The organism is Thalassotalea mangrovi (assembly GCF_005116735.1).
GTDB classification, from domain to species: domain Bacteria; phylum Pseudomonadota; class Gammaproteobacteria; order Enterobacterales; family Alteromonadaceae; genus Thalassotalea_A; species Thalassotalea_A mangrovi.
Genome location: NZ_SWDB01000032.1, coordinates 1 through 26,678, shown reverse-complemented (window position 1 = coordinate 26,678; position 26,678 = coordinate 1). Strand labels below are relative to the sequence as shown.

Sequence of the window (26,678 nt, the reverse complement as noted above, 5' to 3'; positions counted from 1 at the left end):
CGTTACTTTTTAATCGGCTTACGAGGACCTTTACGGGTGCGCGCATTAGTCTTAGTGCGTTGACCACGTAGAGGTAGACTGCGACGATGGCGTAAACCACGGAAACAGCCAAGGTCCATCAGACGCTTGATGTTCATTGAAACTTCACGACGTAAGTCACCTTCTACGGTAAATTTCGCCACTTCTGCACGAAGCAAATCAATTTGTGCTTCGTCTAATTCACTGATCTTGGTAGATTCTGCGATACCAGCGTTCGCACAAATTTCTTTTGCACGAGTTGCACCGATACCGTAAATCGCAGTAATAGCGATTACTGCATGTTTACGATCAGGGATGTTAATGCCAGCGATACGGGCCACTAACACATCTCCTATATTAAGGTTAAAAGAAACCGGTTGAAAAGCCCGTTAGGATACTCAACCAGCATTATTTTTGCAAATTAAAGTGTCACCAATTAACAATTAATGACACTTTCCAAGATTAGCCCTGCCTTTGCTTGTGCTTTGGCTCACTGCAAATTACACGTACTACACCAGCACGCTTAACAACTTTACAGTTACGACAAATCTTTTTCACGGATGCACGAACTTTCATCTTATACTCCGTTACCTATCGGCCGTAGCCTTTTAGGTTTGCTTTTTTCAGCACATTGTCATATTGATGTGACATCAAATGAGTCTGTACTTGTGCCATGAAATCCATGATAACGACAACGATAATCAATAGTGATGTACCGCCGAAATAGAACTGAACGTTCCAAAACATCATCATAAACTCAGGAACCAAACAAATAATAGTAATGTATAAAGCACCTGCCAGAGTCAGGCGAGTCATTACTTTATCAATATATCTGGAGGTTTGCTCACCAGGACGAATACCCGGGATAAACGCACCAGACTTCTTCAAGTTATCTGCCGTTTCACGCGGATTGAAAACCAATGCCGTGTAGAAAAAGCAGAAAAAGATTATTGCTGCTGCATAAAGCATTACATACAGTGGCTGGCCTGGAGACATCGCAAGAGATACTTCTTGCAGAATATCAGCCATACCACCTTCGCCCTGTCCAAACCAGCTGGCAATTGTGCCAGGGAACAGAATGATACTAGAGGCGAAAATAGGAGGAATTACACCTGCCATGTTAACTTTCAATGGTAAATGCGTGCTTTGCGCTGCGAATACCTTACGGCCTTGTTGGCGCTTGGCATAGTTCACAACGATGCGACGTTGGCCGCGCTCGACGAATACCACAAAGAAAGTTACCAGGAAGACAACTGCTCCAATAATCAGTAATGCTAACAGGTGCAAATCACCTTGACGCGCCATTTCCGCTGTTTGACCAACGGCAGATGGCAAGCCAGCAACGATACCAGCGAAAATCAGGATAGAAATACCATTACCGATACCACGCTCAGTAATTTGCTCACCTAACCACATTAAGAACATGGTGCCGGTAACCAAAGAAACCATCGCAGTAAAGATAAAACCCGGACCTGGATTAATAACCAGGCCTGGCATCATACCCGGAAGTCCATTTGCAATTGCAAATGACTGAACCGTTGCCAGTAGCAAAGTGCCGTAACGGGTGTACTGACTGATCTTACGACGTCCAGCTTCACCTTCTTTCTTTAACTCTTGCATGCTCGGCACAATGTGTGTGCTGATCTGCATGATAATCGAAGCTGAAATGTACGGCATAATACCTAGAGCCAGTACAGAGGCCCGCTCAAGTGCACCACCGGAGAACATGTTAAACATTTCTGCGATGGTGCCCTTTTGTTGTTCAAACAACTGAGCAAGTACAGCGGCGTCAATACCAGGGATTGGTACAAATGATCCTAAACGGAAAACGATAATCGCTCCGAGTACAAACAATAATCTTTGTTTCAGCTCAGACAAACCGCCTTGAGCCTTACTATCCATTCCTGGTGTAGCCATAAGTGTACTATTCCTCTATTGTACCACCGGCAGCTTCAATTGCTGCACGTGCACCTTTTGTTACTGCCAGGCCACGAACCGTAATCTTACGGTTGATTTCACCAGACAACATGATCTTTGCAGATTCAATGTTACGAGTGATAATGCCTGCGTCTTTAAGCGCGTGAATATCAACAACATCGCCGTTGATTTGGTTTAATTCGTGTAAACGAACTTCGGCGCGAACCAAAGATTTACGCGACGTGAAACCAAACTTAGGTAGACGTTGCTTAAGTGGCATCTGACCGCCTTCAAAACCAGGACGAACACCGCCGCCTGAACGTGATTTTTGGCCTTTATGACCGCGACCACCAGTTTTGCCTAGACCAGAACCAATACCACGACCAACACGCTTCTTGGCTGTTTTTGCGCCAGGTGCAGGAGATAATGTGTTTAAATGCATTGTTTAGTCCTCCACCTTAACCATGTATGCAACCTTGTTAATCATACCGCGTACTGATGGAGTATCTTCTAACTCTACCGTATGACGGATACGACGTAAACCCAGGCCTTTTAAAGTTGCTCTATGAGTCGGTAAACGACCGATAGAACTTTTGATTTGAGTTACTTTAACAGTCTTAGCCATTGTCTATTACCCCAGAATGTCAGTAACGTTTAAACCACGCTTAGCAGCAACGGTTTCTGGCGATTTCATGTTCGCCAGTGCGCCGATAGTAGCGCGAACAACGTTAATTGGGTTAGTAGAACCGTATGCTTTTGACAATACGTTCTGTACGCCAGCAACTTCAAGTACTGCACGCATCGCACCACCGGCGATGATACCTGTACCTTCAGAAGCAGGTTGCATGTAAACTTTTGAACCTGAGTGCTTACCTTTAACAGCGTGCTGTAAAGTTGTGCCCTTAAGATCGATGTTTACGATATTACGGCGAGCCTTTTCCATTGCTTTTTGGATTGCAGCAGGAACTTCACGTGCCTTACCGTAACCAAAACCAACACGACCGTTGCCGTCACCAACTACAGTTAGTGCAGTGAAGCTGAAGATACGACCACCTTTAACCACTTTTGATACGCGGTTAACAGCGATTAGCTTTTCAGCGAATTCACTTTGTTGTGTATTTTCTACATTAGCCATTATCTACTCCTAGAATTTAAGGCCAGCTTCACGAGCTGCTTCTGCTAACGCTTTGATACGACCGTGGTATAGGAAACCTGAACGATCGAATGCAACGTCAGTGATGCCCTTGGCTGTCGCACGTTCAGCGATGGCTTTACCCACTGCTGCCGCTGCGTCTTTATTACCAGTGCCTTTCACTTCTTCACGAACAGCTTTATCTAAAGTTGATGCCGCAGCAATTACTTCAGAACCATTCGCAGCGATCAGTTGCGCGTAAATGTGGCGAGGAGTACGGTGAACGACTAAACGATTCGCACCCAGCTCGCTGATCTTTGCACGTGTACGTTTTGCACGGCGTAAACGAGATGTTTTCTTATCCATCGTATTACCCTACTTCTTCTTAGCTTCTTTACGACGTACCACTTCATCGCTATAACGAATACCTTTACCTTTGTAAGGCTCTGGCTTACGGTAAGCGCGAATATTGGCAGCCACCTGACCTACCAACTGCTTGTCAGCACCTTTCAGTACGACTTCAGTCTGGCTAGGAGTTTCAACGGTGATTCCCTTAGGAATCTCGTGGTCAACCGGGTGAGAAAAACCTAAAGAAAGGTTTAAGTTCTGACCTGCAGCTTTTGCACGGTAACCAACACCGTTTAAGATTAAACGTTTTTCAAAACCAGCGCTAACACCAACAACCATGTTGTTGATAAGAGCACGGGCAGTACCAGCTTGAGCCCAGGCACCTTTCTCGTCGTTAGCTACGTTAGTAACGATTGCGTTTTCTTCTTGAGAAACCACTACGTCACTGTGGATAGTACGAGATAGTTCGCCAACAGGACCTTTCACTGTGATGTCTTGACCAGATAACGTAACAGTAACGCCAGCAGGTACATTGACAGGTGCTTTTGCAACACGAGACATAATTCTGCTCCTTACGCTACGATACCGATGATTTCGCCACCAAGACCCGCATTGCGAGCGGCGCGGTCAGTCATCAAACCTTTAGAAGTTGAAACAATAGCAATACCTAAACCGGCAAGTACTTGCGGAAGCTCATCACGACCTTTGTATACACGCAGACCAGGACGAGAAACACGCTTGATTGTCTCGATTACTTCTTTACCTTCGAAATATTTCAAAGTTACTTCTAACTGAGGCTTAGCGTCAGCAGATACTTCAAAACCGTTAATATAGCCTTCTTCTTTCAGCAAGTTAGCAATTGCTACTTTTAGCTTGGAAGATGGCATAGTTACTGCAACTTTATGTGCAGCTTGACCGTTACGGATGCGTGTAAACATATCCGCGATAGGATCAGTCATCATAATCGCTTACTCCCTTACCAACTTGCTTTCTTAAGACCAGGAACTTCACCACGCATAGTTGCTTCACGAAGCTTGATACGGCTTAAGCCGAACTTACGTAAGTAACCATGAGGACGACCAGTAACGTTACAACGGTTACGTTGACGGCTGCTGCTCGAGTCACGAGGTAAAGACTGTAGTTTTAGTACTGCATCCCAACGCTCTTCTTCAGAAGAGTTAACGCTAGAGATGATCTCTTTTAGTGCACGACGCTTTTCAGCGTACTGGGCAACTAATTTCGCACGTTTTGCTTCACGTGCTTTCATAGATGATTTAGCCATAACTCTACACCTTATTTCTTAAACGGGAAGTTAAAGGCAGTCAGCAAAGCACGACCTTCCGCATCAGTCTTCGCAGTAGTAGTGATAGTAATATCCATACCACGAATCTTGTCGACTTTATCGTAGTCGATTTCAGGAAATATGATTTGCTCACGCACGCCCATGCTGTAGTTACCACGGCCGTCGAACGACTTAGGGTTCAAGCCACGGAAGTCACGGATACGAGGAACTGAGATTGAAATTAAACGCTCAAAGAAGTCCCACATGCGCTCACCGCGTAGAGTTACTTTTGCACCAATAGGGTAGCCTTCACGGATTTTAAAACCAGCAACAGATTTGCGAGCTTTAGTCACCATAGGCTTCTGACCTGAGATTGCAGCAAGATCATTGGTAGCGTTGTCTAATACTTTTTTATCAGCAATCGCTTCACCAACACCCATGTTAAGGGTGATCTTTTCAATCCGAGGGACTTGCATGACACTTTTGTATCCGAACTCTTTGGTCAGTTCAGCAACAACTGTATCTTTGTATAAATCATGCAGTTTCGCCATCGTTTACTCCAAATTAAACTAATTCGTTATTAGACTTGAAGAAACGGACTTTTTTACCGTCTTCAATTCTAAAACCAACACGATCAGCCTTGCCAGTAGCAGGGTTTTTGATCGCGACGTTTGATACGTCGATAGCAGCTTCTTTCTCAATGATGCCACCAGCTTGCTGTAACTGAGGTACAGGCTTCTGGTGTTTCTTGACTAAGTTGATGCCTTCAACGAAAACTTTACCTTCAGCTGTAAGAACTTTAGTGACCTTGCCACTTTTGCCCTTATCTTTACCAGCTAGGATTACAACTTCGTCGTTGTGACGAATTTTAGAGGCCATTATCAGACTCCTTATAGTACTTCTGGAGCTAATGATACGATCTTCATGAACTTCTCAGTTCTTAATTCACGTGTCACCGGCCCGAAAATACGAGTACCAATTGGCTGTAAGTTTGCATTTAGCATTACAGCCGCGTTGCCATCAAAACGAATGGCTGAGCCATCCTGACGACGAACGCCCTTTCTAGTGCGCACCACTACTGCATTCAGTACATCACCCTTCTTCACTTTACCGCGAGGAATCGCTTCTTTAACAGAAACTTTGATGATGTCGCCGATGCCAGCATAGCGACGGTGCGAGCCACCTAGAACCTTTATACATTGCACGCGTCGAGCGCCGCTGTTATCAGCAACGTCTAGCTGTGATTGCATTTGGATCATTTTATGTGCTCCGCTTTTGTTAAAATTCAAGGCTATTTCTAGCCCATCACTGCCTTAAACCGTTAATTCTGGCCATAACCTGGAATCAACGGGCGCGAGATTATAACACTAGATAACTAAAAGTGGTACTTTATTTAAGCAAAAATACCCTGATGTCAGTCATTAGCTTATATCATCTACCAGGCATTAATACTAACCACCCGAAATTTAAAGAAAAATTGCACTCGCTACGATTACATTTTATAACCAAAAAGCTGGGTTCCAGAGGCGGTAAAATTGCTTAAGCATCAATCGATAATTGATTAAAAAACAATGCGTTCATCGCCGTCATAAAAACCCATTAAAGTTATGCCTGGTATTTTAACAACTGGGCATTATTTGCGCAGTTGATGTTACAAAAAAGTTACGAGGAAAAAGGTGGAAGAATAAAGTGGAAGGTGGGGGTGGTAATTGGCGATATCCTGGATGGCTTTATCCCGGCTAAATACATCAGTGTAAACCCAAGCATCAGCTCGAAAATCGCTCCTGCATTTTCTATATACCTTTGTCCATACAGGCAACACTGCCGATATACCTATACCTATATCTATATAGGCAACTTACATCCCTGTAAACCCATGAATAAGACCATCCCTGTGATGCAGGGTACTTACATCCCTGTAAGCAAAAAACCCTGCCGAAGCAGGGTTTTTAAAGGTAACATTTAAAGCCTGAATTAAGCTTTAGTCACAACGTCAACCAAAGTCCAAGATTTGCTCTTAGAGATTGGTGCACATTCGCGAATTGTTACTACATCACCTTCGTTACATACGTTATTTTCATCATGCGCTTTCAACTTAGTTGAACGGATCATGAATTTACCGTAGATCGGGTGCTTAACACGACGCTCAATCAGGACAGTGATAGACTTATCCATTTTGTCACTGACAACGCGACCTTGTAGAGTACGAATAGTTTCGCTCATTATGATGCTGCCTTCTGTGAAATGATAGTCTTAACACGTGCGATATCGCGACGTACGTTACGTAGCAAGTGAGTTTGAGCCAGCTGACCTGTGCTTGCTTGCATGCGATAGTTAAACTGTTCGCGCAATAAGCTTAGTAATTCAGCATTAAGCTCTTCAATGCTTTTATCTTTAAGTTCGCTAGCTTTCATTACATTACCGTCCGAGTTACGAAAGTTGTTTTGAACGGAAGTTTAGCAGCAGCAAGAGCAAATGCTTCGCGCGCTAAGTCTTCTGAAACACCTTCCATTTCATAAAGAACACGACCTGGTTGAATTTGGCATACCCAGTATTCAACACTACCTTTACCTTTACCCATACGAACCTCTAGAGGCTTCTTGGTAATAGGCTTGTCAGGGAAAACTCGAATCCAAATTTTACCTTGACGTTTGATATGACGCGTCATCGCACGACGAGCCGCTTCGATTTGGCGTGCAGTCATACGACCACGAGCTACCGATTTCAAACCATAAGTACCGAAGCTAACTGTGTTACCAGTGTCTGCAAGACCACGGTTACGCAGTTTAAACTGCTTACGGAATTTAGTACGTTTTGGTTGTAACATTACTGATTCCCCTACTTACTGCTCTTGCCTTTGCCTTTTCTTTTAGGCTTAGCTGGTGCTTCTACCTGTGCAGGCATACCACCGATAACTTCGCCTTTAAAGATCCAGACTTTAACACCGATAATACCGTAAGTGGTATTCGCTTCAGCTGTTGCATAATCGATATCAGCACGTAACGTGTGAAGTGGTACACGACCTTCACGATACCATTCAGAGCGAGCAATCTCTGCACCGCCTAAACGACCGCTAACTTCAACCTTGATACCTTTAGCACCCAGACGCATAGCGTTTTGTACGGCGCGCTTCATCGCACGACGGAACATAACACGACGCTCTAACTGGCTGGTGATGCTTTCTGCAACTAGTGCAGCATCAGTTTCAGGCTTACGAACTTCAGCAATGTTGATTTGTGCTGGAACGCCGGCAATTTGAGAAACTTTCTTACGTAACTTCTCAACGTCTTCACCTTTCTTACCAATCACAACACCTGGACGGGCTGTGTGGATAGTAACGCGGATAGACTTAGCTGGACGCTCAATCACGATTTTAGATAAAGACGCACGCTTTAGCTCTTCAGATAAGTAAGCACGAACTTCGTGATCACCTTTCAAGTTATTTGCATAGTCTTTGCTGCTTGCAAACCAAGTAGACGCAAAAGGTTTAGTGATACCTAATCGAATACCGGTAGGATGTACTTTTTGACCCATACTAATACTCTCCTAGTTATCAGATACAACCACAGTGATGTGGCTGGTACGCTTAAGGATACGATCCGCGCGACCTTTCGCACGAGGCTTAATACGCTTCATTGTTGGACCATCGTCAACCATAATGGTTTTAACGTATAGTTCATCAATGTCTGCACCTTCGTTGTGCTCAGCGTTAGCGATCGCAGAGTTAAGAACTTTCTTAACCAATACAGCAGCTGATTTGTTGCTGTAAGTTAAGATTTCAAGTGCTTTCTCAACTTGCAAACCGCGGATTTGGTCAACGACCAAACGAGCTTTCTGAGCAGAACCACGGGCAAATTTATGTTTAGCAATAGCTTCCATTTAATTTCCCCTTATCTTTTCTTCGCTTTCTTATCAGCAGCGTGGCCACGATAAGTACGAGTTGGTGCAAATTCACCCAGTTTGTGACCAATCATTTCATCGGTAACAAACACAGGAACGTGTTGACGGCCATTATGGACAGCGATGGTCAATCCGATCATGTTTGGAATGATCATTGAGCGACGGGACCAAGTCTTAATTGGTTTCTTATTCCCGCTTTCCAAAGCTTTCTCTACCTTCGTCAACAAGTGTAGGTCAATAAAAGGACCTTTCTTGAGAGAACGTGGCATGGTAATTCCTCTTTATATTTACTTAGTACGACGACGGACAATAAACTTGTCAGTGCGCTTGTTCTTACGGGTCTTGTAACCTTTAGTAGGTACACCCCATGGCGATACTGGATGACGGCCACCTGAAGTTTTACCTTCACCACCACCGTGTGGGTGATCAACCGGGTTCATAGCAACACCACGAACGGTTGGGCGAACACCGCGCCAGCGTGAAGCACCTGCTTTACCCAGAGAGCGAAGCATGTGTTCAGCGTTACCAATTTCACCAAGAGTCGCGCGACAATCCGCTTCTACTTTACGCATTTCGCCAGAGCGAAGACGTACAGTTACATAAGCGCCGTCTTTAGCAACTAATTGTGCATAGGTACCAGCAGCACGTGCGATTTGAGCACCTTTACCAGGCTTAAGCTCGATCGCGTGAATAACGCTACCCAGTGGAACATTGCGAAGTGGCAATGTGTTACCAGTAGCGATAGGAGCATCAACACCAGACTGAACTGAATCGCCAGCTTTCAGGCCTTTAGGAGCCAGGATGTATTTACGCTCACCATCTGCATAAAGTACAAGTGCGATGTTAGCACTACGGTTTGGATCATATTCCAAACGCTCTACTTTAGCCGGGATACCGTCTTTATTACGTTTAAAGTCGATAACGCGATAGTGATGCTTGTGACCACCACCAACGTGACGAACTGTAATACGACCAGTATTGTTACGACCACCAGACTTAGAGTTTTTCTCTAACAATGGAGCGTAAGGCTTGCCTTTGTACAGATCCGGGTTTACCACTTTAACGACGTGGCGACGACCCGGAGAAGTAGGCTTACATTTAACAATAGCCATTTTAGTAACCTCTCCTATTACTCTGCGCCGCCGACGAAGTCGATGTCGCTACCTTCTTTAAGGGTTACGTAAGCTTTTTTCCAATCGCTACGACGGCCCATACGCATACCAGTGCGCTTCGCCTTACCCTTAACATTCAAAGTGCGAACACCTGTCACTTCAACTTCGAAAAGTTTCTCAACAGCTGCTTTGATTTCAGCTTTATTGGCATCTGTAGCTACTTTGAAAACAACAGTGTTGTTTGCTTCAGCAGAAACAGTTGCTTTTTCAGAAATGTTTGGTGCCAATAACACCTTCAACAAACGTTCTTCGTTGATCATGCTAACATCTCCTCAATTTGCTTAACTGCATCAGCAGTTACCAATACTTTCTCGAAACCAACCAGGCTAACAGGATCGATACCAGCAACGTCACGAACGTCAACTTTGTACAAGTTACGAGCAGATAAGAACAAGTTCTCATCAACTTCTGAAGTTACGATTAATACGTCTTTTAACTCCAGCTCTTTTAACTTGGCTACCAATTCTTTAGTTTTTGGTGTTTCTACCGCAAAGTTGTTTACTACAACCAGACGCTCCTGGCGTACTAGTTCAGAAAGGATGCTTTTGATCGCACCACGATACATTTTACGGTTAACTTTTTGGCTGTGATCTTGAGGCTTAGCAGCGAATGTTACGCCACCAGTACGCCAGATTGGACCACGAGTTGTACCAGCGCGAGCACGGCCAGTACCTTTTTGACGCCATGGCTTCTTGCCACCGCCGCTAACTTCTGAACGAGTCTTCTGAGCACGAGTACCTTGACGAGCACCTGCTGCATAAGCAACAACTACCTGGTGTACTAGCGCTTCGTTAAACTCACGTCCAAAGGTTGCTTCGGAAACTTCAAGAGCGCCTGATGCGTCTTTTAATGCTAATTCCATCACAAATCTCCTCAGACGTTAGGCTTTAACAGCTGGTTTAACAATCACGTTGCTGTTAGTAGCACCAGGAACTGCACCTTTGATAAGAAGCAGATTGCGCTCAGCGTCAACGCGAACTAATTCTAGGTTTTGAGTAGTAACTTTCTCAGCACCCATGTGACCAGACATTTTTTTGCCTTTAAATACACGGCCTGGTGTTTGACACTGACCGATAGAACCGTTTGAACGGTGAGAGATAGAGTTACCGTGAGTAGCATCTTGCATAGAGAAGTTCCAGCGCTTGATACCACCTTGGAAACCTTTACCTTTAGAGGTACCAGTAACATCTACCAGTTTGGTTTCATTTAAAACTTCAACAGTTAATTCACTGCCAGTTTCAACGCCTTCACCTTCACCGTCTGCTAAACGGAATTCCCACAGACCACGGCCTGCTTCGATACCTGCTTTAGCAAAGTGACCTGCTAACGGCTTAGTAACACGGTTAGCTTTCTTGCTACCAGTTGTTACCTGTAATGCGCGATAACCATCGTTTTCAAGAGTTTTCACTTGAGCAACGCGGTTCGCTTCAACTTCTACGACTGTAACTGGAACAGAAACGCCATCTTCAGTGAAGATACGAGTCATGCCCACTTTACGTCCGACTAAACCAATAGTCATAGTCAAAACTCCTCTATTAACCCAAGCTGATTTGTACGTCGACACCAGCAGCCAAGTCTAGACGCATAAGAGCATCAACAGTTTTCTCGGTAGGCTCAACGATATCAATCATACGCTTGTGAGTACGGATTTCGTACTGGTCACGAGCGTCTTTGTTTACGTGTGGAGAAATCAGAACAGTAAAACGCTCTTTGCGAGTAGGAAGTGGAATTGGACCACGAACCTGTGCACCAGTGCGCTTAGCAGTATCAACGATTTCTGCGGTAGATTGATCAATCAGACGATGATCGAACGCTTTCAAACGAATGCGAATTCTTTGATTTGACATGGAATCAAATCCCCAATTAAAAAGAACGAACAAAGTACAACTCATCACCTTCTTATTGAGAAGGGGAGTGTACCGCTTATATTATCATTCAACCCCAAATCGGGGTTGCTGTGGCTAGCAATCGCTTAGCTTATCCAAAGAACAAGTCGGTGGATGAACCAACCGAGCTAACAAACAAAACTTGCCTGAACCTGCAGACAAGTGCGCGTATTATACAGAAGCAACCCCTAAACGCAAGCATGATGATTAAAAAAACATCATACAAGGCTCCTGGCACCAGATCTTCTGGTTTATTGGTCGCTGTGATGGATACCACGCCTGGCAATCCAACTCTCTAATGTATAAGAAAAACTTCACGACCAGGGTTGGCAAAGATGATAATTGCGCAGTTAATGTGTCATAATGAAGGATTGTTAAATTCTCCCCGCGCGATAACGTGGGATAATAAAGTGGAAGTGGTTATGCAGGAGATTGAAGTCCGGGGCGCCCGTACTCATAACTTAAAGAACATAGATTTAACGATCCCTCGCGACAAACTGATTGTCATAACCGGGCTATCCGGTTCCGGTAAGTCGTCCCTGGCGTTTGATACGTTGTATGCTGAAGGTCAACGGCGTTATGTGGAATCCCTCTCCGCTTATGCTCGCCAGTTCCTGTCACTAATGGAAAAACCAGATGTTGATCACATCGAAGGTTTGTCGCCGGCGATTTCCATTGAACAAAAGTCCACGTCCCACAACCCACGATCTACCGTTGGCACCATCACCGAGATATATGATTACCTTCGTTTGCTTTATGCCCGGGTCGGTGAACCAAGATGCCCGGATCACCAGCAACCGCTTACCGCCCAAACCGTCAGTCAGATGGTGGACAAGGTATTAGCCCTTGAGGAAGGCACTAAAGTCATGTTGCTGGCACCTGTCGTTCAGGATCGTAAGGGTGAACATATCAAGTTATTGGAAAACCTCGCAGGACAAGGATACATCCGCGCCCGCATTGATGGCGAAGTCTGTGACCTGAGTGATCCGCCGGCCCTGGATCTCCACAAAAAGCATACCATCGAAGTGGTGGTCGACCGGCTCAAGGTACGGGATGATATCCAGCTGCGTTTGTCCGAGTCGTTCGAAACGGCCCTGGCACTTTCTGATGGCATTGCCACGGTAAGCTTTATGGACGATCCCGAGCGCGAACCGTTACTTTTCTCAGCCAATTTTGCCTGCCCTCAATGTGGTTATAGCATGGCCAAACCAGAGCCACGCTTATTTTCATTTAACAACCCTGCCGGTGCCTGCCAAAGCTGTGATGGTTTGGGAATTAAGCAGTTTTTTGATCCACACCGGGTTGTCGCCAATGCCGATCTGAGTCTTGCCGGAGGTGCGATTCGCGGTTGGGATAAACGTAATTTTTATTACTTTCAGATGCTCAAATCCCTGGCAGACCATTATGGCTTTGCGCTCGACAAACCATTCAAAGAACTCGAACAGGATGTGCAACACATTATTCTTAACGGTTCCGGCCGTCAGGAAATTGAATTTCGTTATATGAACGACCGTGGCGATATCGTGGTACGTAAGCACCCGTTCGAAGGCATTCTGGTGAATATGGACCGGCGTTATCGTGAAACTGAATCTAATGCGGTACGCGAAGAGCTAAGCAAATATCTAAATTCACAAGCCTGCCCCTCCTGCGAAGGTTCACGATTAAGGCTGGAAGCCCGCAATGTCTTCGTCGCTGATACACCGTTACATCAAGTCACCGAATATTCCATAGCCGATGCACAACAGTTTTTCAGCGAGTTGACCATGGAGGGCCAGAAAGGTCAGATTGCCGAAAAAATACTGAAAGAAATCAATGACCGATTAGGGTTTCTGGTTAATGTTGGCCTGAATTACCTGACTATGTCCCGTAGTGCCGAAACTTTATCTGGTGGTGAAGCACAACGAATAAGGCTTGCCTCGCAAATCGGCGCCGGCCTCGTTGGCGTGATGTATGTTCTTGATGAGCCATCCATTGGCCTGCACCAGCGTGATAATGAACGATTACTAAAAACCCTGATTCATCTTCGTGATCTCGGAAATACGGTTATTGTGGTAGAGCATGATGAAGATGCCATTCGCGAAGCCGATCACATTATTGATATTGGTCCGGGAGCAGGGGTTCATGGTGGTCAGGTTATCGCCCAGGGGGATTATCAAGCAATCGTAAATAGTAAAGACTCACTGACCGGAAAATACCTGAGTGGCAAAGAAAAGATAGACGTACCGAATAAACGTCACAAGGTTAATAAGGATGAGATGATTCATCTGAGCGGTGCAACAGGTAATAACCTGAAAGCCGTTGACCTGGAAATCCCGATCGGTTTGATGACCTGCATTACCGGAGTCTCTGGCTCCGGAAAATCAACCCTGGTCAATGATACGCTCTATAAAATAGCGCACATCGAGCTTAATCGCGCGACGCTGGATGAGCCTTCCCCATATAAGAGCATTACCGGCCTTGAGCACCTGGATAAAGTGATCGACATTGATCAAAGTCCAATCGGTCGCACCCCTCGCTCAAATCCGGCTACCTACACCGGAATTTTCACCGCTATTCGCGATATTTTTGCGGCCACTCAGGAATCGCGCTCGCGCGGTTATAAGCCCGGACGATTCAGTTTTAATGTCAAAGGCGGACGCTGTGAGGCCTGTCAGGGTGATGGCGTCATTAAAGTTGAAATGCACTTTTTACCCGATGTATATGTACCCTGCGATGTCTGTAAAGGTAAGCGGTATAACCGGGAAACCCTGGAAATTCGCTATAAAGGCAAAACCATCCACGAAGTTCTTGATATGACCATCGAAGATGCGTTTGAATTTTTTGCGCCGATTCCGGCGGTAAAACGTAAACTGCAAACCCTGATTGATGTGGGGCTGTCCTATATCAAACTCGGTCAGTCAGCAACGACTTTGTCCGGTGGTGAAGCACAGCGAGTAAAATTATCGAAAGAATTATCCAAGCGTGATACCGGTAAAACCCTGTACATTCTTGATGAACCGACGACCGGCTTGCATTTCCATGATATTCGCCAACTGTTGCTGGTACTGCATCGTCTTCGAGACCATGGCAATACCGTGGTTATTATCGAACATAACCTCGATGTCATTAAAACCGCTGACTGGATCGTCGATTTGGGGCCGGAAGGGGGCTCAGGTGGTGGCGAAATCCTGGTCACGGGCACTCCGGAAACGGTTGCCAAACATAAGGCTTCACATACAGGACGTTTCCTGGCCCCGATGCTGGCATCCTAATTGAGATGCCAGTGAGCCACGCAGGGGAAACATTATCCTGACTGACGTTGTTGTTCTGCAACCCTGGCCTTGTCAGCAACGTCAGCCGTTTCCGTTTTTGATCCCAGTTTTTCCCGGATAAACTGAAACATCACGAAGAACACTGGCACAAAAATACACCCCAGGAACGTCGCTGATACCATACCGCCCCAGACCGCATGTCCCATGGTATTACGACTGGCAGCACCGGCTCCGGACGCCAGTATTAACGGGGTAACCCCAAGAATAAAGGCCATTGCGGTCATCAGTACTGCCCGCATCCTTAATTTTGCCGCCTCAACAGCGGCACCAATTACCGACAACCCTTTTTCCTCGCGCAGGACTTTCGCAAACTCAACGATTAATATTGCATTGCGACACGCCATACCGATCATCAACACCAGGCCTATTTGTACATAGAGGTTGAGAGTGCCACTCATCAGGGTGACAAACAGCATAGAACCGAGCAGACCAATCGGGACACAAAGCATAATCGCAAACGGGGTTAACCAGCTTTCGTATTGGGCTACCAAAAACAGGTAGGTAACCAATACTGCCAGTAAAAACAATTGCATCATGCCGCCAGAGGTTTTCACCTCCTGATAGGTTTGCCCCGTCCATTCGTGCGCGTAGCCATCGGGTAAGCCTTCAGCAACTTCATTTATGGCAGCAATAGCCTCACCGGAACTGAAGCCCGGCGCCGGCACAACGATGATTTGGGTGGAATTGTAGAGGTTAAAACGTGCTGACACGTCCGAGCCAATCGCCGTTTCAAACTTGGCAAAACTGGAGAACTTAACCATTTCACCGGTTTTCGAGCGCACATACAGGCTTTCCAAATCGGACTCATCGTTTCGATATTTGGCATCCGACATAATATTAACCTGGTAATTTTTGCCGAATCGAGTGTAGTCATTAACATATCGCTTACCAAACAGGCTACCAATCGCGGTATTGATAGCAGCAGGTTCGAGACCCAGTAGCATTGCCTGCTCATAATCAATGTTCAACTCTAACTGCGGGACATTGGCGGTATACGTAGAAAACGCCACGGCGATTTCCGGTCGTTGCATCAACTCCCCAGCCAGCTGCATGTAAACGGGCCCTAAAGACTCGGTCGAACGTCCCAGGCGATCTTCGAGGATCATGGTCACTCCGGAAGTTGCTCCGAGGCCAGGAATGGCCGGTGTCGACATTACCAGGCTTTTGATTTCCCGGTTGCCCTGCATGATTTGCGTGGTCTGCGCCATGATGCTTGCCTGCGATAATTCATCCGTTTGCCGTTCTTCCCAATCATCGAGCGTCACAATTAACATCGCCGCATTGGTGGCGAGTGCCCCTTTGATCATACTAAAACCATTGGCGGTCACGATGCTTTTCACCCCGGGGATTTGTTTCATTTGATTGGTCAGGCTGTCCACTTCGGTAATGGTGCGGTCTAACGTGGATGCCTCGGGTAAGGATATATCGACAATAAAGTTACCTTTGTCCTCTTCCGGGATGAAGCCACCCGGCAGATTCGTACCCAGGTAGGCAATGTAAGCCATTAATGCGCCAAACAGGATCAGAGTAATCAAGATATGTCGGGATAGCATCCCAACCGTTGCACCATAACCTCCCATCATTTTATTGATAAAGGCATTGAACCAGCCAAGGGGACCTTTGGTCGGCAATGCCGAGGGTTTTAACATAATGGCACACAACGCCGGTGTCAGAGATAAGGCGACGACTGTCGAGATTATGGTCGATGCAACAATCGTGACACCAAACTGCTTATATAAGATACCAACCATGCCAGGCGCTAATGACACGGGCACAAACACCGCCATTAATACCAGAGCCGAGGCAATCAGCGGCGCTGTTACTTCTTTCATGGCTTTGGATGTCGCTTCCTTCGGTGGTAAATGCTCCTCGTGCATAATCCGTTCGACGTTTTCGATCACCACAATAGCAGCATCAACCACGACCCCAATCGCCAGGATCAGGCCAAACATAGTAATCGTATTGATATCCATGCCGAACATTTGCATGACCACAAAGGTTGCGACCAAAGACACAGGAATGGCGATAGCCGGAATGAGGGTGGCGCGAATGTTTTGCAGGAATAAAAAGGTAATAATCACCACCAATGCCAGTGCTTCGAACAGGGTGTCATACACTTCCGCCATGGAAGTTTTGATGAACAGGGTTGAGTCGTAGGCGATTTCGTATTCAATGTCATCAGGAAACCCCTGGCTGATAATTTCCATTTCCGCATGCAGGTCTTTGGCTACCTGCAGGGAATTTGCGCCAGGTGCCAGATAAGCGATCATTAATGGACTTTCCAGATCACCGAGCTTTGACATGGAATTGTACTTTTCTGCGCCTAACTCTACCCTGGCAAAGTCTTTAATGCGCACCAGGCTGCCGTCTGGTTCCGCCCTTACCACAATATTTTCAAAATCAGCGATGGACTTTAACCGTCCTCGTGTCTTAATCGTATATTGAAACACCTGCCCCTGCGGTGCCGGATTTTCACCAATTTTACCCGCCGAGATGGTGGTGTTCTGACTGGCAATGGCGGCAGTTACATCCAGTTCATTGATTCCCATTCCCGCCATCACTTCATTGTCTATCCACACACGTACCGAATAGTTTTTCTCGCCAATAATTTTTAATTCACCGATACCATTTACCCGGGCCAGGGAGTCACGCAGATTCAGTGACATGTAATTCGACAGGAACAAGCCATCGTAACTGCCATCTGGAGAAAATAAGTTGATGGTCAACAGCATTGACGGTGACACTTTTGCGACAGTGACACCAAGCTGCTTTACCTCTACCGGCAGCTTACTCATCGCTTTATTGACCCGGTTTTGTACCAGGGTTTGGGCAAGGTCCGGATCGGTGCCAATTTCAAAGGAGATACGAGACAAGTAAGAACCGTCATTTGAAGATTTCGAATCGATGTAGAGCATGCGTTCTACACCATTGACTTCCTGTTCGAGTACAGATGCTACGGTATCACGAATAGTGTTGTGATCAGCACCGGGATAAAAGGCGGTGATTTGCACCTGCGGGGGTGCCACACTGGGGTAAAGGGATACCGGCATATTCATAAAGGTTAATACACCGGCCAGGGTCATGATTATTGAGACGACAATCGCGAATTTAGGGCGATTGATAAAGAATTCGATCATTGCTGGCTCCTATTCCGCAACAGGAGTAACTGGCTGACCTTCCTTCGCCCGCAAAATACCGGAAACAATAATCCGGTCTCCTTCTTCTAAGCCTTCCTCTACGATCCAATCGGTGCCTACCCTATCGCCAAGCTTAAGATGTTTTTTACTGGCGACATTGTCATCATCCACGGCCATTACATAACGGCCTACCTGATCTTCCTGCACTGCTTTTTGTGGGATGGTGATACTTTTCGTGGATTTGCGGTCGGTCGCAATCAAGGTCACATTCTGTCCACCTAACAGAACCCCATCCGGGTTCGGGAATACCACCCGATAAGTTACGGTATTACTGCTTTCAGAAACTTCATGACCAATGTAATCGAGCTTGCCCTCATGCTCATAAATATCACCATTAGGAAGCTCCAGTTCAATCACTGAAATTTTTTCGGCTTTGGTGCCTTTTAATTTTGAAACAATGTCAAAATGACGTTGGGCACCAACCTGGCTGTAAACTTCGATTGCATCATTGGCGATAATTTCAATCATCCAGCCCAAATCAGGGTCCACCATGTCGCCGCGTTTGACTTTGGTAATGCCGGCCATGCCGTCGATGGGGGAAACCACATCGGTTTTCAACAGTTGTACTTCTGCTGCCTGCAATGCCGCATTAGCCGTTGCCAAAGCCGCTTTCGCCTGATCATATTCGACCTTCACGCGTTTGGTATCGAGTTTGCTTAACACCTCTTCTTCGGCCAGAGCCAGAGACATATCGTACCGAGTCTTTGCCAGCTCGACCGCAGCCAATGCCCTTGCTACCGCGCCTTTTTGTCGGGCAACTTCGGCTTTAAACGGTTCATCATCAATTTTAAATAATTTATCACCACGCTTAACTTCCTGCCCTTCGACCACAAAACGTTCGACGATACGGCCGGAAACTTCTGGATAGATTTCAACGGAGGACAGTGATGCCGTTTTCGCAGCATAACGGTGGGACATATTGAGCTTTTCAAGCTTGATTTCCATGACCCCTACTTCAGGAGGAGGAGCCTGTTTTACCTCCTGCTGTTTTTTTTCACAGCCAGCGGCAAGCACAGAGATGGTGAGGACAAGAGCAACACAGGAAAACCGCATATACAGACTCCAGAAATCTTAACCGAATCAAGTAATCGAAATATAAGACTGCAAGTTCCTGGTCTGGTCTGGTGCTCCCTGCGGTTAGAAAAGCCAGATTACCGGTAAACTTCTTTATATTCTTTCATCTACTAATACCAGTTTATACTAGACCAATATCCGAAAATTAAAATAAAGTTACCGGTAAAAATGAGAAAAATTAAATTGTTGCAGCCAGTTCGGCACCCTGGCGGATTGCCCGTTTAGCATCCAGTTCGGCAGCCACATCGGCACCACCAATAAGGTGGCAGTTTTCACCCAAATCTTTTAATTGTTGATACAGGCTATCGTTAGATTCCTGGCCGGCACAGACTATCACGTTATCGACTTCCAGAACCTTTTTCTCGCCCTGCAACGAATACACCAGTCCCTGGTCATTTATCTGCTCGTAATGCACCCCGGGTACCATATTGACATGATGGTTTTTCAGGGTATTTCGATGGATCCAACCGGTCGTCTTACCCAGGTTTGCACCCACTTTCGTCTCTTTTCGTTGCATCAGGTAAATCTCACGATCGTGTTTTAAATCATGGTCTATCGGTAATAACGCACCCGGGTTCTGATATTCGGTATCAATGCCCCAGGCCTTTAACCATCGTTGCTGATTTGTGGTCAGTGACTCCTGCTCGACCAGATAGGTGGCAACATCAAAACCAATGCCACCAGCTCCGATAATCGCTACTTTTTTGCCAACCGGTTGATGATGTTTCAACACATCAAGGTAACTCAACACTTTAGGATGATTGATACCCGGAATATTTGGTGTGCGTGGGTTAATGCCGGTCGCAAACACCAGCTCATCGTACCCTCGGGTACGTAATGACTCGACGTCCTGATAGCTATCTAAATGAACGTCTACATTGTGTTCTTCAAGTTGCCGTTTAAAGTACCTCAACGTCTCAAAGAATTCCTCTTTGCCTGGAACTTGCTTGGCATAATTAAACTGCCCACCAATTTCACTGGCACCGTCGAACAGGGTTACTTTGTGACCACGCTGGGCGGCGTAACAGCTAAACGCCAGACCGGCGGGTCCGGCGCCAATAACGGCAATATTTTTCGGCTCTGGCGTTTTCGCGAAGGTAAGTTCGGTTTCATAACAGGCCTGGGGGTTGACCAGGCAGGTTGCCCGCTTTTGTTCAAATACATGATCCAGGCAGGCCTGGTTACAACCAATACAGGTATTAATATCATCAGCCTGACCAGCTGCGGCTTTATTGACAAAATCTGGATCGGCAAGGAATGGCCTCGCCATGGAAACCATGTCAGAGTGCCCCTCTGCCAATACCCGCTCGGCCACATCCGGCATATTTATTCGATTGGTCGCCACCAGAGGTACGTTGACTTCCCCCATCAGGCGCTTGGTAACCCAGGTAAACGCTGCTCTTGGCACACTGGTGGCTATGGTAGGTACCCGTGCTTCATGCCAGCCAATCCCTGTATTGATTATGGTTGCCCCTGCCGCTTCTATGGCTTTAGCCATCGTCACAATCTCATCCCAGGTATTGCCACCTTCGACTAAATCCAACAATGACAGACGGAAAATAATAATGAAGTTTTTGCCGACTTTTTCTCTGACCGCTTTAACGATCTCAACACCGAGTCGCATCCGGTTTTCAATACTGCCACCCCATTTATCGGTGCGGTGATTGGTGCGTTTACAGCTAAACTGATTGATCAAATAACCTTCAGAGCCCATGATTTCGACGCCATCATAACCGGCCTCCTGCGCCAATTTTGACGATTTTGCGAAATCCTTTATGGTCGAATGAATTTTTCGTTCCGATAACGCCTTTGGTTTAAATGGATTAATCGGCGCTTTGATGGCGCTAGCCGACACGGAAAACGGATGGTAGGCATAGCGCCCCGTATGTAATAATTGCAGACAAATTTTAGTGGGATACTTGTGAACCGCGTCAGTAATCGCCTTATGCTTGTTTACATGCCAAAACTTACTCAGCTCTGATCCCATCGGCGCCACCCGGCCACGAAAATTAGGGCTAATGCCACCCGTAACAATCAGACCCACATCGCCCTTCGCCCGCGCTTCATAAAAGGCCGCCAACTTTTTAAATCCCTGCGGCTCTTCTTCCAGGCCGGTGTGCATAGACCCCATCAGTACACGATTTTGCAGGGTGGTGAAGCCCAAATCGAGCGGAGAAAGTAAGTGAGGATAAGGAGTTGTGTTTGTCATTGTATACCTAACATCAGACCTGTTGTATTGAACTCATTAAACCAGAATAACTTCAATATTAAAACACTTGTTTGAAAATAACTGACCTAGTCGCAAAAAGCGAAGGCCCGGCTGTGAATCAATGTCTTCGATAATTCAGCAATCACACTACACTTATACCAATCACATTAAGTTTGTGCACAACTCAGAGTTAGGGCAGAGGTTCAGTTACAACATAGATTTTATTGATATAGTCTTTCTATATCAGAGCGTATTGACCTTTGCTGGCCGAACTTTGTTCAATTAAGTGCCTATTAATAGTGAAAGTGTTGGGCCTATCAGCACACCTATTGTAAGAAACCGCACCATTGAATTCTACGAACAGCGTTTGTTTTGAATCTGGCCCGCGTTTTTTCGATTTACCGTACAATGAGTACGCTAAATTGAAAAATCCTTGCCCAAACTCCAAACAATTCGCTGCAAAATTGCCCCGAAAGATAAACACGCTCTAATGAAATATAGGGCCGGAAATGGGCCTCTGATAAACTCCCTACGGGTGAGTTTTAAAGGCATTTATCCTGCGTTACTGATTTTGACAATGGAGTGACCATTCTCTGCAATCAAAGCCTTGCCTAAATGCCTTTAAATTCTCACTGAGTGAGCAATAATTTAATGTGATTGGTATTATAGTAACCCAGAGTTTCAATTTCCCCCGAATTTGGCTAAAATTCGCCCCCAAATTTGCAGCAGGTATGGTTATGTTAAGCCACATTCATCCAGACAACTACGACAGCCAATTGGCAACAAAACAAGCAGCAATGCAGGAACTATTCTCCGAATTTTCCGTGCCGGCTCCCCAGGTCTTTCGCTCCGAACCACTCCATTATCGTCTGCGCGCAGAGTTCAGGGTCTGGCACGAAGGTGATGACCTGTACTACATCATGTTTGATCAACAGACCAAGCAGAAGTTTCGTGTCGATCAATTTGCCGCTGCCAGTAATATCATTAATCAGGCAATGTCGGCGTTACTCGATGATATCCGCGATAAGGACATACTTCGGCGTAAACTATTCCAGGTCGACTTTCTGTCGACTTTAAGTGGCGAGTTATTGATTAGCCTGTTGTACCACAAACCACTCGATGAACAGTGGCAGGCCGAAGCCAGGCAGCTCAACGAGCGATTAAACCGTCTTGCTGAGATTTCCATCATTGGCCGGGCTCGTAAGCAAAAAGAAGTTATCGGCAAAGACTATGTGACCGAAGTACTCAATGTCGATGGTCAGCAGTTTCGTTACCATCAGGTTGAAAACAGCTTTACCCAGCCAAACGGCGGGGTGAACGAGAAGATGCTAAGTTGGGCACGCGCTGCCACAAAGAATATCGGTGGCGATCTGGTTGAGTTGTATTGCGGCAATGGCAATTTCAGTATCGCCTTAGCCGAGAATTTTGACAAAGTGCTGGCAACCGAGATTTCCAAGAGTTCTGTAGCATCCGCACAAATCAATATCGCCGATAATGCGATTAACAACCTGACAATTATCCGTATGTCGAGCGAGGAATTCAGTCAGGCGATGAATAATGAGCGCAATTTCCGACGCCTGGAAGGACTAGACCTGAGTCAGTACGGCTACCAGACAGTATTGGTTGATCCACCTCGAGCCGGCCTGGACCCTGATTCCGTCGAGCTGGTTAGCCGCTTCGATCAAATCCTATATATTTCCTGCAATCCACACACGTTGAAGGATAATCTGGCAACATTGCATAAAACCCATGAGATTGAGTCCTTTGCGCTATTTGATCAGTTCCCCTACACCGATCATATTGAATGTGGCATGGTGCTCAAGCGTCGTAAATAGATTTAATATCAATTCCACTAAGTGTTTTCCCTGTCAGTGAGAGATTGGTATAAGGTTCAAATCAGCTGCTACCTAGTCAGCTGATTTGACCGGTTTTTCGCAGGTGCAGGTCCATCGCTCCGCGGGCTATAAAACGCAGTTGTTTAATGGTTCGTTCGGTTAACTCTTCAATTTCGCTTTTATCCGCATCCAATGCTTCCGCACCAGCACTAAATACAACCGTTACTGCGGCATTTGCCTGTATAAAACTGGTATCTGCATCGAGATTGTTTGCCTGTTGCAGGTAGTCACACAGCTCCATGGTAAAATAGCGAATTTCCCGATTAACGGCAGCCCGAAACGCTTTTGACGTTCCCGAACGTTCCCTCAGCAATAGCCGAAATACGTTTGGATTCGCTTCGATAAACTCCATAAACGTCTTCACCGAAATTTGAATTACCGAACCGCCCTTTTCAATCCGTTGTCGGGCCTGGCGCATCAGTTGCCTTAACGTCAAACCCGCTTCATCAACTAATGTCAGCCCCAGTTCATCCATATCACGAAAATGTCGATAGAAAGATGTCGCTGCCAGACCGGCCTCTTTGGTGACCTCACGAAGGCTTAAATTGGAAAAGCTGCGTTCTGCACTTAACTGACTCAAGGCGGCATCAATCAGTAATCGCCGTGTTTTTTCTTTTTGTTGCGCTCTAATCCCGGACATTAAAAGGACTCCCTAAATTTGGTGTACAAATAGTAACACAAGTTTTTACAACTGTGCTTGACTCGCTTGTGGTAAAGGCTAAAATAGCGAACACTTGTACACTCAATTTTCGATTTAGAAATACCCATGACAAAACCCCCTTTAATCTGGCTGAATATCGTTATATTCGCTACCACATTTTTAATCGCACTGGTTGTCGTTCCGTATCGTGCCATTACTCATGGTTTTGACACCTTTGAAATTCTGACCGCCATCGCCTGTTTTTGTTACTGTGGTATGTCAATTACCGCCGGTTACCATCGTCTTTGGTCGCACCGCACCTATAAAGCACATGCTTCGCTGCGCTTTATCTACGCCATCGGTGGTGCCTTTGCCCTGCAAAATAGCATCTTACACTGGTGTTCCGATCACCGCGTACACCACAAACATGTCGACAACAATGACGTCGATCCCTACAGTGCCAAGCGTGGTTTCTGGTTTTCCCACATTGGCTGGATGATTCGTGAACATCAGGGTGACGCCTACTCAAATTATGATAATGCCCGCGATCTGCAAAAAGAAAAAATTGTCGTATGGCAACACAAATATTATGTACCCCTGGCGATCGCCACAAACTTCGGAATCCCATTGGCACTGGGCTGGTTACACGGCGACATCATTTCCAGCTTGTTATTAGCCGGGGTATTACGACTGGTACTGAGTCATCACACCACATTTTTCATTAATTCCCTGGCTCATATCTGGGGTAAACAGACCTATACCGATAAAAACACCGCCCGGGATAATGGCATTCTGGCGTTTTTCACCTTCGGTGAGGGCTATCATAATTTTCATCATATTTTCGAGAACGACTATCGCAATGGTATCCGCTGGTACCAGTACGATCCGACGAAATGGCTGATTAAAGGGTGCAGTTACCTTAACCTCACCACAAATCTGCGCAAAACGCCGGAAGATAAAATTGCGATGGCAAAAGCTAAGATGCAACTCACTGTGTCGAAAGTAAAGCTGGAGAACAAGGTAAATGCCGATGAATTGTTGGCAAAACTACATCATGAATACGATATTCTGGTGGAAAAAATGTCGCAGTTTTACCACGCTAAAAAACAATTGATTGCCGATAAAAGCAATTTACTGGAAGCTGAAAAACAGGCCCTGCTTAAGCAATACGAGGAACTTAAATCCGCGTTTGCCGAGCAGCGCAGACATTGGAATGCCTTCACTGCTCAGTATGCGTAATCAGTCTGTTGCAATGCCGAAAAGCCTGTTGCTCATCGGCATTTTTCTTATCGCAGGATTAATATCAGTTAAAGCCAACAGTCAGGAATCTAGCGGTTCTACGGGATTTAGCATCTATTTAATTCGTCATGCAGAAAAGCAATCGACGCAACAAGATCCCGCATTAACGACATGTGGAATACAACGCGCAAATCAATATGCCGCTGATTTCTCTGCAGTTGAATTGCAAGCTGTGTACAGCAGCGATTATCTGCGTACCCGACAAACCGCCAATCCGATTGCCAGCCACCAGCAGTTGCAACTTGTTGTTTATGATCCCAGGCAGTTAAAAGATTTAGCAACACGATTAATCAGTGAACAACGTACCGCCCTGGTAGTTGGACACAGCAATACCACGGCCGTTCTGGCAGGGATGCTGGCAAATCAGGAGCTTGGCGAATTTTCCGAAACGGAATATGATCGGATTTATCGAGTGGATTTTAAAAAGGGCCAGAGAAATATAACTCTGACCCGACAAGAATTTACCTGCTCTTTATAGCTGAGACGGGTGGGTAGAGTTTCCTTTTTCAATAACTTCAACTTTTAACACCCGGAACGGCTTACCCCACATCTGGATGGTTGCGACATCTCTATCTATGTAACCATAAAGTTTTAGTTTGGCACCGCGTTGATGATATTTTTTGTCCAACCCCATGGGTAACAGGTTTTCGCCATCTTTACTGGTAAAGCCAAAAAAGCCACCTTCAAACTCATAATAATTTAATGTCCCTTCATACCAGGCGTTCATTGGCTTCTCCGGATTTTTAATCTCTTCTACAGGAGGTGTTTTATCTGCATATTGCACTTGCACATTTCGCTCTTTCTGAGATGCACCCGATTGTAATTTTTCCGTTGCATAGGCCGTCAATGCTAAAAACAGCGCCGCCCCAGACAGAACAGCGACTTTACTTCGATTCATCATCCACTCCTTATTTTCACGATATATCGCGTTATCTAATCTAGACACTAGCAAAGCCTCAAAGTTCAGACAAGGGAAAGCAGTGTAAAGCTGTAAGACGAAAGCTGTAAGCTTTAAGTAGAAAGCTGTAAGAAGCTATAAGGCTGTAACGCTTTAAAGCTGTAAGCAGAGAGCTGTAAGCTGTAAGAAAAGGCATGTGACGCTAAGTTAAACCTAAAACTACTTACGGCTTATAGCTTGCGGCTTGTAGCTAACTTCAGTTACCCAAAGCAACTTACGGCTTATAGCTTACGGCTTATAGCTTACGGCTTAAAGCTCCGATTGATTTTCAATCGTGCATAAAAAAAGGCCGCGTTATGCGACCTTTTTTCGGCAGTTATCAAAAATTATTCAATAATTTTTGATACAACACCAGCACCTACGGTACGGCCACCTTCACGAATAGCGAAGCGTAAACCTTCGTCCATCGCGATTGGGTTGATTAGCTCAACAACAAACTT

The 26,678-nt window shown here is 45.8% G+C and carries 34 protein-coding genes; 4 read left to right on the top strand and 30 right to left on the bottom strand.

The features are described 5' to 3' along the window. Nucleotides 1-2 precede the first annotated feature (2 nt). The 24 genes from rpsM to rpsJ form a co-directional block, all read right to left on the bottom strand. Nucleotides 3-359 carry a 30S ribosomal protein S13 gene (rpsM, locus tag E8M12_RS13300; protein ID WP_136736751.1) on the bottom strand — a complete coding sequence of 119 codons (357 nt, stop codon included), beginning with the start codon at nt 357-359 and terminating at the stop codon, nt 3-5. Between the two features lie 121 nt (nt 360-480). Next, nucleotides 481-594, bottom strand: coding sequence for a 50S ribosomal protein L36 (gene rpmJ / locus E8M12_RS13295; protein ID WP_009839384.1), 114 nt, complete (start codon nt 592-594; stop codon nt 481-483). Nucleotides 595-609: 15 nt separating this feature from the next. Then, entirely contained in the window at nt 610-1,935 is a 1,326-nt protein-coding gene (gene secY / locus E8M12_RS13290; RefSeq protein ID WP_136736750.1) for a preprotein translocase subunit SecY, read from the bottom strand. A gap of 7 nt (nt 1,936-1,942) precedes the next feature. Continuing rightward, on the bottom strand, nt 1,943-2,377 hold the full coding sequence (rplO, locus tag E8M12_RS13285) for a 50S ribosomal protein L15 (RefSeq protein WP_136736749.1): 435 nt from the start codon (nt 2,375-2,377) through the stop codon (nt 1,943-1,945). A 3-nt stretch (nt 2,378-2,380) separates the two neighbouring features. After that, complete coding sequence (rpmD, locus tag E8M12_RS13280; protein ID WP_136736748.1) at nt 2,381-2,560, bottom strand: 50S ribosomal protein L30; 180 nt, start codon at nt 2,558-2,560, stop codon at nt 2,381-2,383. A 6-nt stretch (nt 2,561-2,566) separates the two neighbouring features. Further along, nucleotides 2,567-3,070, bottom strand: coding sequence for a 30S ribosomal protein S5 (rpsE, locus tag E8M12_RS13275; protein WP_136736747.1), 504 nt, complete (start codon nt 3,068-3,070; stop codon nt 2,567-2,569). A 9-nt stretch (nt 3,071-3,079) separates the two neighbouring features. Then, entirely contained in the window at nt 3,080-3,433 is a 354-nt protein-coding gene (gene rplR, locus E8M12_RS13270) for a 50S ribosomal protein L18 (protein ID WP_136736746.1), read from the bottom strand. Between the two features lie 9 nt (nt 3,434-3,442). Beyond that, the gene (gene rplF, locus E8M12_RS13265) at nt 3,443-3,976 is read right to left on the bottom strand and encodes a 50S ribosomal protein L6 (protein ID WP_136736745.1); all 534 of its coding nucleotides are present in this window, start codon (nt 3,974-3,976) and stop codon (nt 3,443-3,445) included. Between the two features lie 11 nt (nt 3,977-3,987). Further along, the gene (gene rpsH, locus E8M12_RS13260; RefSeq protein WP_136736744.1) at nt 3,988-4,380 is read right to left on the bottom strand and encodes a 30S ribosomal protein S8; all 393 of its coding nucleotides are present in this window, start codon (nt 4,378-4,380) and stop codon (nt 3,988-3,990) included. An 11-nt stretch (nt 4,381-4,391) separates the two neighbouring features. Continuing rightward, entirely contained in the window at nt 4,392-4,697 is a 306-nt protein-coding gene (gene rpsN / locus E8M12_RS13255; RefSeq protein ID WP_136736743.1) for a 30S ribosomal protein S14, read from the bottom strand. Nucleotides 4,698-4,708: 11 nt separating this feature from the next. After that, nucleotides 4,709-5,248 (bottom strand): 50S ribosomal protein L5, encoded by a 540-nt coding sequence (gene rplE, locus E8M12_RS13250; protein WP_136736742.1) that lies wholly within the window; start codon nt 5,246-5,248, stop codon nt 4,709-4,711. 13 nt (nt 5,249-5,261) lie between these two features. Beyond that, on the bottom strand, nt 5,262-5,576 hold the full coding sequence (gene rplX / locus E8M12_RS13245) for a 50S ribosomal protein L24 (protein ID WP_136736741.1): 315 nt from the start codon (nt 5,574-5,576) through the stop codon (nt 5,262-5,264). A gap of 11 nt (nt 5,577-5,587) precedes the next feature. Next, nucleotides 5,588-5,956, bottom strand: a complete 369-nt coding sequence (gene rplN / locus E8M12_RS13240; protein WP_136736739.1) for a 50S ribosomal protein L14 — start codon at nt 5,954-5,956, stop codon at nt 5,588-5,590. A 715-nt stretch (nt 5,957-6,671) separates the two neighbouring features. Continuing rightward, on the bottom strand, nt 6,672-6,920 hold the full coding sequence (gene rpsQ, locus E8M12_RS13235; protein WP_136736737.1) for a 30S ribosomal protein S17: 249 nt from the start codon (nt 6,918-6,920) through the stop codon (nt 6,672-6,674). Beyond that, nucleotides 6,920-7,111 (bottom strand): 50S ribosomal protein L29, encoded by a 192-nt coding sequence (rpmC, locus tag E8M12_RS13230; RefSeq protein WP_136736735.1) that lies wholly within the window; start codon nt 7,109-7,111, stop codon nt 6,920-6,922. Before rpmC ends, rpsQ begins: the two co-directional genes overlap by 1 nt. Beyond that, a complete protein-coding gene (rplP, locus tag E8M12_RS13225) occupies nt 7,111-7,524 on the bottom strand; it encodes a 50S ribosomal protein L16 (RefSeq protein WP_136736734.1) in 414 nt (137 codons plus the stop codon). Before rplP ends, rpmC begins: the two co-directional genes overlap by 1 nt. An 11-nt stretch (nt 7,525-7,535) precedes the next feature. Further along, complete coding sequence (rpsC, locus tag E8M12_RS13220) at nt 7,536-8,231, bottom strand: 30S ribosomal protein S3 (RefSeq protein WP_136736732.1); 696 nt, start codon at nt 8,229-8,231, stop codon at nt 7,536-7,538. Nucleotides 8,232-8,243: 12 nt separating this feature from the next. After that, complete coding sequence (rplV, locus tag E8M12_RS13215; protein ID WP_136736731.1) at nt 8,244-8,576, bottom strand: 50S ribosomal protein L22; 333 nt, start codon at nt 8,574-8,576, stop codon at nt 8,244-8,246. An 11-nt stretch (nt 8,577-8,587) separates the two neighbouring features. After that, the gene (gene rpsS, locus E8M12_RS13210) at nt 8,588-8,866 is read right to left on the bottom strand and encodes a 30S ribosomal protein S19 (protein ID WP_135438210.1); all 279 of its coding nucleotides are present in this window, start codon (nt 8,864-8,866) and stop codon (nt 8,588-8,590) included. Nucleotides 8,867-8,884: 18 nt separating this feature from the next. Next, entirely contained in the window at nt 8,885-9,709 is an 825-nt protein-coding gene (gene rplB / locus E8M12_RS13205; RefSeq protein ID WP_136736729.1) for a 50S ribosomal protein L2, read from the bottom strand. A gap of 17 nt (nt 9,710-9,726) precedes the next feature. Next, the gene (rplW, locus tag E8M12_RS13200; RefSeq protein WP_136736727.1) at nt 9,727-10,029 is read right to left on the bottom strand and encodes a 50S ribosomal protein L23; all 303 of its coding nucleotides are present in this window, start codon (nt 10,027-10,029) and stop codon (nt 9,727-9,729) included. Beyond that, nucleotides 10,026-10,631, bottom strand: coding sequence for a 50S ribosomal protein L4 (gene rplD / locus E8M12_RS13195; protein WP_136736725.1), 606 nt, complete (start codon nt 10,629-10,631; stop codon nt 10,026-10,028). The genes rplW and rplD overlap by 4 nt, the downstream gene beginning before the upstream one ends. Before the next feature lie 18 nt (nt 10,632-10,649). Next, entirely contained in the window at nt 10,650-11,288 is a 639-nt protein-coding gene (rplC, locus tag E8M12_RS13190; RefSeq protein WP_136736723.1) for a 50S ribosomal protein L3, read from the bottom strand. Nucleotides 11,289-11,304: 16 nt separating this feature from the next. Further along, nucleotides 11,305-11,616 (bottom strand): 30S ribosomal protein S10, encoded by a 312-nt coding sequence (gene rpsJ / locus E8M12_RS13185; protein WP_044833274.1) that lies wholly within the window; start codon nt 11,614-11,616, stop codon nt 11,305-11,307. 461 nt (nt 11,617-12,077) lie between these two features. Here rpsJ and uvrA point away from each other — a divergent pair, with 461 nt between their 5' ends. Then, nucleotides 12,078-14,906 carry an excinuclease ABC subunit UvrA gene (gene uvrA / locus E8M12_RS13180; protein WP_136736809.1) on the top strand — a complete coding sequence of 943 codons (2,829 nt, stop codon included), beginning with the start codon at nt 12,078-12,080 and terminating at the stop codon, nt 14,904-14,906. 32 nt (nt 14,907-14,938) lie between these two features. Here uvrA and E8M12_RS13175 read toward each other — a convergent pair whose 3' ends face one another. The 3 genes from E8M12_RS13175 to E8M12_RS13165 form a co-directional block, all read right to left on the bottom strand. Next, the gene (locus E8M12_RS13175) at nt 14,939-18,103 is read right to left on the bottom strand and encodes an efflux RND transporter permease subunit (protein ID WP_136736721.1); all 3,165 of its coding nucleotides are present in this window, start codon (nt 18,101-18,103) and stop codon (nt 14,939-14,941) included. Between the two features lie 9 nt (nt 18,104-18,112). Then, the gene (locus E8M12_RS13170) at nt 18,113-19,216 is read right to left on the bottom strand and encodes an efflux RND transporter periplasmic adaptor subunit (protein ID WP_136736719.1); all 1,104 of its coding nucleotides are present in this window, start codon (nt 19,214-19,216) and stop codon (nt 18,113-18,115) included. A gap of 199 nt (nt 19,217-19,415) precedes the next feature. Then, entirely contained in the window at nt 19,416-21,446 is a 2,031-nt protein-coding gene (locus E8M12_RS13165; RefSeq protein ID WP_136736717.1) for an oxidoreductase, read from the bottom strand. A 737-nt stretch (nt 21,447-22,183) separates the two neighbouring features. On the opposite strand from E8M12_RS13165, the gene trmA reads away from it, so the two are divergent. Continuing rightward, nucleotides 22,184-23,281 (top strand): tRNA (uridine(54)-C5)-methyltransferase TrmA, encoded by a 1,098-nt coding sequence (trmA, locus tag E8M12_RS13160; protein ID WP_136736715.1) that lies wholly within the window; start codon nt 22,184-22,186, stop codon nt 23,279-23,281. A 76-nt stretch (nt 23,282-23,357) separates the two neighbouring features. Here trmA and fabR read toward each other — a convergent pair whose 3' ends face one another. Beyond that, nucleotides 23,358-23,981, bottom strand: coding sequence for an HTH-type transcriptional repressor FabR (fabR, locus tag E8M12_RS13155; protein ID WP_136736713.1), 624 nt, complete (start codon nt 23,979-23,981; stop codon nt 23,358-23,360). Nucleotides 23,982-24,107: 126 nt separating this feature from the next. Here fabR and E8M12_RS13150 point away from each other — a divergent pair, with 126 nt between their 5' ends. Then, nucleotides 24,108-25,220, top strand: a complete 1,113-nt coding sequence (locus E8M12_RS13150; RefSeq protein WP_136736711.1) for a fatty acid desaturase — start codon at nt 24,108-24,110, stop codon at nt 25,218-25,220. After that, nucleotides 25,213-25,758: a phosphoglycerate mutase family protein gene (locus E8M12_RS13145; RefSeq protein ID WP_169303141.1), complete on the top strand. Its 546-nt coding sequence runs from the start codon at nt 25,213-25,215 to the stop codon at nt 25,756-25,758. Before E8M12_RS13150 ends, E8M12_RS13145 begins: the two co-directional genes overlap by 8 nt. Here E8M12_RS13145 and E8M12_RS13140 read toward each other — a convergent pair. Further along, complete coding sequence (locus tag E8M12_RS13140; protein WP_136736708.1) at nt 25,753-26,226, bottom strand: hypothetical protein; 474 nt, start codon at nt 26,224-26,226, stop codon at nt 25,753-25,755. The two genes, E8M12_RS13145 and E8M12_RS13140, sit on opposite strands and share 6 nt — an antisense overlap. Before the next feature lie 338 nt (nt 26,227-26,564). Beyond that, nucleotides 26,565-26,678: EF-Tu C-terminal domain-related protein (locus E8M12_RS13135; RefSeq protein WP_136736706.1), on the bottom strand; the 114-nt coding region annotated here is incomplete at its 5' end.